This window comes from Oceanisphaera pacifica (genome assembly GCF_017498065.1).
Taxonomy (GTDB): Bacteria; Pseudomonadota; Gammaproteobacteria; order Enterobacterales; family Aeromonadaceae; genus Oceanimonas; species Oceanimonas pacifica.
In genome coordinates this window covers 76,976-86,959 of record NZ_JAGDFX010000017.1, presented here as the reverse complement: position 1 = coordinate 86,959, position 9,984 = coordinate 76,976, and the positions used below count along the sequence as shown (strand labels likewise).

General features: G+C 45.7%; 8 protein-coding genes, 1 tRNA gene and 1 rRNA gene. 8 read left to right on the top strand and 2 right to left on the bottom strand.

The annotated features are described in order from the left end of the window. Positions 1-52: 52 nt before the first annotated feature. From J3U76_RS13230 to J3U76_RS13210, 5 genes are all read left to right on the top strand, one after another. A tRNA-Thr gene (locus J3U76_RS13230) sits at positions 53-128 on the top strand. Between the two features lie 14 nt (positions 129-142). Further along, positions 143-257 (top strand): 5S ribosomal RNA (gene rrf, locus J3U76_RS13225). Between the two features lie 369 nt (positions 258-626). Next, a complete protein-coding gene (gene ccoG, locus J3U76_RS13220) occupies positions 627-2,045 on the top strand; it encodes a cytochrome c oxidase accessory protein CcoG (protein WP_208006447.1) in 1,419 nt (472 codons plus the stop codon). Positions 2,046-2,109: 64 nt separating this feature from the next. After that, entirely contained in the window at positions 2,110-3,078 is a 969-nt protein-coding gene (locus tag J3U76_RS13215) for a serine/threonine protein kinase (RefSeq protein ID WP_208006446.1), read from the top strand. Between the two features lie 40 nt (positions 3,079-3,118). Further along, the gene (locus tag J3U76_RS13210; RefSeq protein WP_208006445.1) at positions 3,119-3,721 is read left to right on the top strand and encodes a thiol:disulfide interchange protein DsbA/DsbL; all 603 of its coding nucleotides are present in this window, start codon (positions 3,119-3,121) and stop codon (positions 3,719-3,721) included. A 78-nt stretch (positions 3,722-3,799) separates the two neighbouring features. Here J3U76_RS13210 and J3U76_RS13205 read toward each other — a convergent pair whose 3' ends face one another. Next, positions 3,800-4,111, bottom strand: coding sequence for a hypothetical protein (locus J3U76_RS13205; protein WP_208006444.1), 312 nt, complete (start codon positions 4,109-4,111; stop codon positions 3,800-3,802). Positions 4,112-4,154: 43 nt separating this feature from the next. Further along, on the bottom strand, positions 4,155-5,666 hold the full coding sequence (locus tag J3U76_RS13200; RefSeq protein WP_208006443.1) for a YifB family Mg chelatase-like AAA ATPase: 1,512 nt from the start codon (positions 5,664-5,666) through the stop codon (positions 4,155-4,157). Between the two features lie 377 nt (positions 5,667-6,043). On the opposite strand from J3U76_RS13200, the gene ilvG reads away from it, so the two are divergent. The 3 genes from ilvG (at position 6,044) to ilvD (ending at position 9,982) form a co-directional block, all read left to right on the top strand. Beyond that, the gene (gene ilvG, locus J3U76_RS13195) at positions 6,044-7,708 is read left to right on the top strand and encodes an acetolactate synthase 2 catalytic subunit (protein WP_208006442.1); all 1,665 of its coding nucleotides are present in this window, start codon (positions 6,044-6,046) and stop codon (positions 7,706-7,708) included. After that, the gene (gene ilvM / locus J3U76_RS13190; protein WP_208006441.1) at positions 7,705-7,965 is read left to right on the top strand and encodes an acetolactate synthase 2 small subunit; all 261 of its coding nucleotides are present in this window, start codon (positions 7,705-7,707) and stop codon (positions 7,963-7,965) included. Before ilvG ends, ilvM begins: the two co-directional genes overlap by 4 nt. A 163-nt stretch (positions 7,966-8,128) precedes the next feature. After that, entirely contained in the window at positions 8,129-9,982 is a 1,854-nt protein-coding gene (gene ilvD / locus J3U76_RS13185; protein WP_208006440.1) for a dihydroxy-acid dehydratase, read from the top strand. Positions 9,983-9,984: the final 2 nt, after the last annotated feature.

Here is a 9,984-nt window from a genome sequence, read left to right as displayed (position 1 = left end):
TAGTGTGGCAGATGCCATGTGAAAGTAGGTCACTGCCAGGCGCCTAATTTAAGCTGATATAGCTCAGTTGGTAGAGCGCACCCTTGGTAAGGGTGAGGTCCCCAGTTCAAATCCGGGTATCAGCACCAGTTATAAAGTTTTGTTTGATTGCCATAGCGTTGTGGAACCACCTGATCCCATGCCGAACTCAGTAGTGAAACGCATCTGCGCCGATGATAGTGTGGCAGCTGCCATGTGAAAGTAGGTCACAATCAAACGCCAAATAAAAAAGCCCAGCTCTTAGAGCTGGGCTTTTTCGTGTTTGTACCTTTCGCTAATCCCCAATCTGTCAGCTTAAAAAAGTGTGTACGCCACTTTATTTCACCATTTTTGCTATTTGATGATCATTGTCATGGTGTTTGTTCATTAAGATGCGCTAATGTAGTCATAAGAGTAGAGATTAGTGCTCTTGAGGTATAAAAGAGTGACCAAGGTCACCTTTTTGGTGTAGTCTTTGCTTCAAACTATGCCATAACTCGTATTTTATCTGCATGTTAACAGTTATCAACTCGCTCTGTTAATAAACAGCGATTGTTTGTAGTGCAGGTAACTTGGTTGCAAGCTGTCAAAATAATAATGTGAGCAAAATGAACGATAAACAAAAGCAGATAAATGTGAAAGATGTGACACCGGCGCGTTCACACCGTCCCACTGATGACGGGCATATCTATGTTCGCGCCCAAGCGGGTAAGTGGCAGAAGTTACGTAAGTATCTTGGCTGGATCCTTATGTCGATATTTATTATCGGCCCTTGGTTAACCTGGGATGGTCGTCAGGCCTTGTTACTCGACATTGAACAGCAGCGCTTTCAGGTGTTTGCGACTACGATTTGGCCTCAAGATCTGACCTTACTCGCTTTGTTCTTGATGATCTCTGCTGTCGCTTTGTTTTTTGTGACTACTTTCTTAGGGCGGGTCTGGTGTGGTTATGTTTGCCCGCAAACAGTCTGGACTTTTATTTTTATTTGGTTTGAAGAAAAAATAGAGGGCAGTGCTAATAAACGCCGAAAACTAGATAAATCGCCTTGGGGCTTCAATAAGATATGGCGTAAAACAGCCAAGCACATCGCCTGGCTCGGTGTATCGCTTATCACCGGTTTTACATTCATTGCTTACTTTATTCCGGCTAGTGAGTTGGCGATAGATGTGCTTACCTTCTCTACCAGTTTTTGGGTCGGCTTTTGGGTTTGGTTCTTTGCCTTTTGTACTTATGGCAATGCCGGCTTTATGCGTACCATTATGTGTACCCATATTTGTCCATATGCACGCTTTCAATCTGCGATGTTTGATAAAGATACCTTTACGGTGAGTTATGATGTGGAGCGTGGTGAAAGTCGTGGTCCTCGTGGTCGTAAGGCCGATCCTAAAGAATTAGGGCTAGGTGACTGTATTGACTGTAATTTGTGTGTTCAGGTATGCCCAGCGGGCATCGATATTCGTGACGGTCTGCAATATGAGTGTATTAATTGTGGCGCCTGTGTTGATGCTTGTGACCAGACCATGGATCGTATGGGCTATGAACGAGGACTTATTAGTTACACCACAGAGCATAAACTTAAGCATGGTACTACCCATGTTGCCCGGCCTAAGTTGATAGGATATGGGGTTATCATTACCGTTTTGTGTGCCGTGTTTATTTATATGGCAATGAGCATTATGCCGATGGGGCTAGAAATTTTACGAGACCGTAACCAGCTCTACCGAGAAACTAATGAAGGCTTGATTGAAAATACTTACACCATGAAAATCAATAACAAGACGCTGGACACAGAAGTCTATCGCTTGTCAGTTGAAGGCTTAGACGATACAACTTGGATTGGGCCTCAAGAAGTAGAAGTGCGTGGTGGGGAAATTATCAGCTTACCCATTAGTTTAGCGGTAGATCCTTACCTGCTATCCTCGCCAGTGAGTGATGTGACTTTTGTACTGACTCATACTGGGTTAGATGAAGATGATAGCAAAGCGACGCTACGTCATAAGAGTAAGTTTTTTAGCGCGATTAACTGATACTCTTGGTTAATAAGTAATTCGGACCGTAGCCGTTGGCTGCGGTCTTTTTTTAGGGAACTTGATGAATTATTACCAACTAACCCCCGATGTTATTCTTGATGCCCTGTTGAGTGTAGATATAGAAGTCGATTCAGGACTGATGGCACTCAACAGTTATGAAAACAGGGTGTATCGCTTTAAAAGTGAAAAAGAAGGGTCTTTAGTGGTTAAGTTTTACCGCCCTGAACGCTGGAGCCTGCAGCAAATTCAAGAAGAGCATGATTTTTTGTTTGCGGCCGCTCAAGCGGGAGTGCGGGTTGTTGCACCGATAACGCGTCAGCAATCGAGTGTGTTTGTATATCAAAATATGCTATTTGCGGTGTGGCCTGCTGTTAGTGGTCGTCAGCTTGAGTCTGATAACTTAGAGCAATTAGAAGCCTTTGGTGAACAAATAGGGCGACTGCATGAGGTGGGAGCGAACTTTAAGCTAGCGCACCGACCACAAATGAGAACTCAAGACTACTTATTGCGTTCACGGGAAGTATTACAAGAAAAAGCGTTGATCCCTAAAAAGCTTCGCAAAGATTTTTTTAAGCACTTAGATAGCGTTATAGAAAGAAGCTGTGAGCTATATCAACCTAAAAAACAGCTTACTATCCACTGCGACAGCCATGGGAGTAATGTGTTGTGGAATGAGGGACCTTGGTTACTCGATTTTGATGACTGTCGTCGGGGACCTGCTGTACAAGATTTATGGATGATGCAGAGTGGGACTCGGCAAGAACAACTTATGCAGCTAGATGCGCTTTTGGCCGGTTATGAAAGTATACGCGAGTTTGATAATAGTGAGCTGGCATTAATTGAACCGTTAAGGGCGATGCGTATTATTAATTATATGGCGTGGTTGGCTAACCGTTGGTCTGATCCTGCATTTGTGCTTAATTTTCCTTGGTTTAACACCCAAGAGTATTGGCAGCAACAAATAGGAGTTTTGTCGGAGCAGCGACAAAGCCTAGATGCAGAGCCATTATCCTTGACCTCTTGGAACTGATTAACTAACGTAAGCTAGCTCTTATTGAATAGGAATAATTATGAAGAAATATATTGTTGTGTTCTTTGCTCTACTGATGGCTCCACTAACCAGTACTGCTGCTGATTTTAAAGAAGGTGTGGAGTATAACGTGGTGCAAGACACCGCGGATAGCAAACCGACGGTAACCGAGTTCTTCTCTTATGTTTGTCCACATTGCTATAGCTTTCAACCTTTGATGAACAAGTTAGAGCAACGGAATCCTGAGCTTGAACTAAATAAAGTGCCGGTTGCCTTTTTAGGCCGAGAGTTAGGTCCGATCTTGCAACGGGCACATGGCGCTGCTGTGCTGCTTAAAGTCGATAAAGAGTTAACTCCAGTTATCTTTGATCGCATTCAAAGGCAGAAGAAAATGCCGAAAAATATAGCTGATATTAAAGCTGTTTTTCTAGATAATGGTGTAGTAGAAAAAGACTTTGATGGTGTAATTAATAGCTTTGCACTTAATGGCATGATTGCTCAGTACGATAAAAAAACTGAGCGTTTTGATGTGCACGGTACGCCTACTATTATTGTAAAAGATAAGTATGAGCTTGATATGGGGCAAATTGGTTCAGAGGAGCGCTTTTATCAAACAGTAGAATACTTACTTTCATTAGATTAGAGCTCTCATAAATTTAGCATTGCAATTGATACTGCTTAAAGTAAGCCCACGATATCAGATATCGTGGGCTTCTATTTTTTAAGTCATGTGTTGCTTGTGTTGCTTAGTAATAGGGTGCACGTTTGATTGGCTATTTTCTAAATATATTACTTCCTGATGCTGCCAGTAAACGGTAGGTAGGTGAAATAAATAGAATTTACTCCGATGAGTTCCAGTAACAAACCCCATCCCTTTTAATGTTAGTTCATAATGAATATCGCTCACAAAGTCTAAGCTAAAGTGCTGCCTGTGAGACAAAGTTGTAATGTCATCTCTGCTCAGATAAACCCCTTCAGGGACATCTTTAAATCGATCATAAAGCCAAATGGCAAACTCCTTTGCACTTTTCATTGAGCGCTCTCCTTATCTTCAATGTGGCTTATTCTATTGTAGCTTAAGATTGTAACTGCTGTATTAATCTGTCCATGGCGCGATAACCCAAAGCTTCTATTAAATGAGAGCGATTAATATGCTCTTGATGCTCTAAGTCGGCTATGGTTCTGGCAACCCGAATTAACTTATGCCATGCCCGAATAGAGAGCTTCATCTTATGTAACGCCTGTTCTAAGAACTCTGCATCTTCTTGATTTAATGGGCAATATCTCTCTAATTCAGCGGTATTAAGCCTAGCATTGGTTTTTCCGGCCCGTTTTATTTGCTGTTTTCTTGCGGCTAATACTCTTTTTCTAACCATAGCTGAGCTTTCCGCTTTAGTGCGTTTGCGACTAAGTTCACCAGGAGGAAGCAAAGAAACTTCGGCGGATAAGTCGAACCTGTCTAAAAAGGGGCCTGATACCTTGCTAAGGTAGCGTAAGATCTGCTCTGATGAGCTACGTGTATAACCTTCTTGATAGTGACCGCAGGGGCTAGGATTCATAGCGGCAATGAGCTGAAAGCGGGCAGGGTAAACAACACTTTGCGCGGCCCGTGCAATAGAGATGTAGTTAGTTTCTAATGGCTCGCGTAGCGCATCTAATACGCGGCGCTCAAACTCGGTCATTTCATCCAGAAATAACACGCCATTATGTGCTAAGGATATTTCGCCAGGTTTTGGATAACTACCACCCCCGACGAGCGCGACTGCTGAAGAAGAGTGGTGAGGTTGGCGAAAGGCGCGTAAACGCCAGTTTTCTGGCTCTAAACTGACGCCACTAATGGAGCGAATAGCCGCAAGCTCCAGTGCTTCTTCTTCACTCATGGGCGGTAATAACCCAGGTAAACGGCTGGCCAGCATGCTTTTTCCGGTACCGGGCGGACCTAAAAGTAATAAGTTATGCTCACCGGCTGCGGCTATTTCTAATGCACGTTTACCACCCTCTTGACCGATAACATCACATAAGTCGGCGACATGCTCGGGATCTTGTATAGCAACAGGCTCAGGACTTGCTAGATCCCCTTGTTGTCTTAACCAAGCGGTAATAGCGAGTAGATGAGGCGCCAATAGCGCAGGGCTTGGTTGAATAATGCCTGCTTCATAGCCGTTAGTATTGGGAAGAATGAGTAGTCGTTCATCATCTCGTGCTGCTAACACGGCAGGTAGCGCGCCTTTAATTTTGCGCAAGTTACCCGTTAAGGCCAGTTCACCTAAAAACTCTAATTGGGTTAATTGAGTAGTAGGGATTTGTGCTGACGCTGCCAAAATAGCAATCGCCATGGGCAAGTCGAAACGACCGCCCTCTTTAGGTAGATCGGCAGGGGCCAAATTGACGGTAATACGGCGCGCTGGAAACTCAAACCCTGAGTTAATGAGCGCACTGCGTACTCTGTCTCGTGCTTCTTTGACGGTGGTTTCTGGTAAGCCGACGATATTAAAGGCGGGAAGGCCGTTAGCAAGGTGAGCCTCTACAGTGACCAAGGGGGCTGTTACGCCTAAACTGGCGCGAGCAAAAACAATGGCGAGTGACATCCTAGTCTCCCTAATATTTTATTTTTATTGGCACTAATTTCTTAGTATTTTCATCTGCCGTTATTGCCTTAAATTGTGATGCCTTTTTCGTTTTTTAAAAAATAAAGTCTTGTTTAGTTTAGCGCATCATGCTAGTTGTATAGCATAGCTTGAGTCGAATGTTTCGGCTCGGTTCCTTATTGAGTGATCGGTTATATGAATTTAATAGTAGGTTTGGTCAACATTGCGGTCTTAGTGGTGATTATTAAATCGCCGCTCGGGGTGCTTTGGTCTGACGCTACGTAACATAACCGCAGACAAAACGTAAAACCCCCGAGCGAATCGCTCGGGGGTTTTTTTTTAACAAACTTTGGCAGCAACGGATAGGCAGCAATACCATGAATGGCGCACAACACATTGTTCAAACTTTAAAACAACAAGGGGTAACCCAAATTTTTGGTTACCCTGGCGGAGCCATTATGCCGCTCTATGATGCTCTGTATGATGGTGGTGTAGATCACCTGCTATGTCGCCATGAACAAGCGGCAGCATTAGCTGCTGTCGGTTATGCCAGAGCCAGTGGTCAGGTGGGCGTGTGCATGGCTACATCAGGCCCTGGCGCGACTAACCTGATCACCGGTCTGGCAGACGCTATGCTCGATTCAGTGCCGGTAGTGGCGATAACTGGGCAGGTTCCCATGGCGGCCATTGGCACCGATGCTTTCCAAGAAGTCGATGTATTAGGCATGTCTCTGTCTTGTACCAAACATTCTTATCTAGTAGAAAATGTTGAGGACCTAGGAAACATTATTGCAGAAGCTTTTGAAGTAGCGCGCTCTGGCCGCCCTGGACCTGTGTTAATTGACGTGCCAAAAAATGTACAGGTTGCCTTGGTCGAGCCTCCGCAAATCGCTTCTTTTACTACAAAACCTAATCCACTGAATGCTGATACATTAGCTCAAGCACAAGCCTTATTAAGTGCGGCCAAGCAACCTGTTTTATATGTAGGTGGTGGGGTTGGTATGGCCAACGCCGTTACTGAATTACGCGAATTTGCACAAAAAACAGCCATCCCAATGGTGACCACATTAAAGGGAATTGGTACCTTAGATCCCGATGATGATTTGTTTTTAGGTATGCTGGGCATGCACGGAACAAAAGCGGCCAATTTGGCTGTTCAGCAGAGCGATCTTCTGTTGGTGGTGGGCGCGCGTTTTGACGATAGGGTGACGGGTAAGTTGGATGCGTTTGCTGTTAATGCCAAAGTGATTCATATCGATAAAGATGCCTCAGAGTTTGGCAAGGTACGTCATGCCGAAGTGAGCATTAATACCGAACTCAGCACTTTGCTCCCTTTGCTAAGTAATGAGCAAATTAATGCCAATGCATTGGATATTGAGCCTTGGCGAGCACATTGTAAGGCGCTTAAAGTAGAGCATGCTTGGCCTTATGATCATCCGGGTGAGGCGATTTATGCACCTTTAATGCTAAATCAATTGAGTACTGCTTTGGGTGACTCGGCTATGGTGAGTTGTGATGTAGGGCAACACCAAATGTGGGTCGCTCAGCATATGCGCTTTACCAGCCCGCGTAATCACCTGAGTAGTTCAGGTTTAGGTACTATGGGCTTCGGGCTACCTGCTGCCATTGGTGCTAAACTGGCACGACCGAAAGATGAATCGGTATTAGTGTCAGGTGACGGTTCTTTTATGATGAACGTACAAGAGCTTGGGACGTTAAAACGCGCACAATTGCCAGTAAAAATGGTGTTATTAGATAACCAACGCTTAGGCATGGTGCGTCAATGGCAAGAGCTATTCTTTGACGGGCGTTACAGTGAAACCATACTGACCGATAACCCAGATTTTGTGGCCATGGCGGCCGCCTTTAATATTCCGGGCGAAACCATTACCTGTAAGTCTGAGGTGGAGCCTGCCATAGCTCGTATGCTAGCAGCAGACACTGCTTATTTATTGCATGTACGAATTTCTGAGCAAGAAAACGTCTGGCCCTTGGTGCCGCCCGGCGTTGCCAACGACCAGATGATGGAGAAAAAAGCATGAACCCCTATCAGTTACAGGTAACGGCCAAGTATCGCCCCGAAGTGCTAGAGCGGGTATTACGCCTAACGCGCCACCGTGGCTTTCGTGTGGATGATATGAATATGTCGACGCAAGATAATGGCCAAAGCTTGGCGATTAACCTTAATGTATTCAGCGACAGGCCTATCAGTCAGCTCAGCCTACAACTAGAAAAGCTGCTGGATGTTACAAAAGTGCAGATCACTGACCAAGAACAAATGCTAAAAAAAACAGCTTAACAGACAGCTGTAAGCCTTAAGCTGTCAGCTATCAGTTAAGAGAATTAGTCAGTGTCTTTAGCTGATGGCTTACCGCTGACAGCTTAAAGCTATATTTTAATTTTAGAGATAGGCTCATTTTGTTGATGATGCCTGTATCACTCACATTGTTAGGAATATCAGAATGCCAAAGTATCGCTCCGCTACTACTACTCACGGCCGTAATATGGCTGGTGCCCGCGCCCTATGGCGTGCAACCGGTATGACTGAAGGTGACTTCGGCAAGCCTATTATTGCGGTGGTTAACTCATTTACCCAGTTTGTACCGGGCCATGTGCATTTAAAAGATATGGGTCAGTTAGTAGCAGGCGAAATTGAAGCTGCAGGTGGTGTTGCCAAAGAGTTTAATACCATTGCCGTAGATGACGGCATTGCCATGGGGCACGATGGCATGTTGTATAGTTTGCCTAGCCGCGACCTTATTGCCGACTCCGTTGAATATATGGTTAACGCCCACTGTGCCGATGCCATGGTGTGTATTTCTAACTGTGACAAGATAACTCCCGGCATGCTAATGGCGGCATTGCGCGTGAATATTCCGGTTATTTTTGTTTCTGGCGGCCCCATGGAAGCGGGTAAAACCAAGCTTTCTGATCAATTGATTAAGTTGGACTTGGTGGATGCCATGGTACAAGGCGCCGACCCTACGGTGGATGATGCGCAAAGTGAGCAAGTAGAGCGTAGCGCCTGCCCCACCTGTGGTTCTTGCTCGGGCATGTTTACTGCTAACTCCATGAACTGTTTAACAGAAGTGTTGGGCTTGTCACAGCCGGCCAACGGTTCTTTGTTGGCCACACATGCCGATCGTGAACAGCTCTTTAAATCTGCAGGGCATCGCATTGTTGAGCTAACTAAGCGTTATTACGAGCAAGATGACGAGTCTGCCTTACCGCGCAGCATTGCTAATAAACAAGCCTTTGAAAATGCCATGGTGCTTGATGTAGCCATGGGTGGCTCTACCAATACCGTTTTACACTTATTGGCGGCCGCGCATGAAGCGGGTGTGGACTTTACCATGGCAGATATTGATGCGCTTTCTCGCAAAGTACCTCAGTTATGTAAAGTGGCGCCTTCTACCCCTAAATACCATATGGAAGACGTACACCGTGCCGGTGGCGTGATGGGTATTTTAGGTGAGTTAGATCGCGCCGGTTTATTGCACACTCACTTGCCTACCGTTATGGGCATGACCATGGCCGAACAGTTGGCTAAATACGACATTATGGTGACGCAAGACGAAGCGGTAAAAAACATGTTCCGTGCCGGCCCTGCGGGCATTCGTACCACTAAAGCTTTTAGCCAAGACTGTCGTTGGGACACCCTAGATGCCGATCGCGCAGAAGGCTGTATTCGCAGTTTAGAGCATGCTTATAGCGAAGAGGGTGGCTTAGCCGTGTTGTCTGGTAACCTAGCGGTTGACGGTTGTATTGTAAAAACGGCCGGTGTGTCTGACGATAACTTAGTATTTCGTGGTCCGGCCCGTATTTATGAAAGCCAAGACAGTGCCGTTGCCGGCATTTTAGGTGGCGAAGTAAAAGCCGGTGAAGTCGTGGTGATCCGCTACGAAGGCCCGAAAGGTGGCCCGGGTATGCAAGAAATGCTCTATCCCACTACTTATCTGAAGTCGATGGGCTTGGGCACGGCATGCGCTTTGATCACTGATGGTCGTTTCTCTGGTGGTACTTCTGGTTTGTCTATTGGTCACGTATCTCCAGAAGCGGCCAGTGGCGGCACCATAGCTTTGGTAGAAAATGGCGATATCATCGATATTGATATTCCTGGGCGCAGCATAGTACTGGATGTGCCAGAGGCTGAGTTAGCCAAGCGTTATGAGCAAATGGTTGCGAAAGGCGAGCAAGGCTTTTGCCCCGCCGAGGCGCGAGAGCGTCATGTTTCTTACTCACTGCGTGCCTATGCTTCTTTAGCCACCAGTGCAGACAAAGGTGCAGTACGCGACATTACTAAGCTTGGGGGCTAACT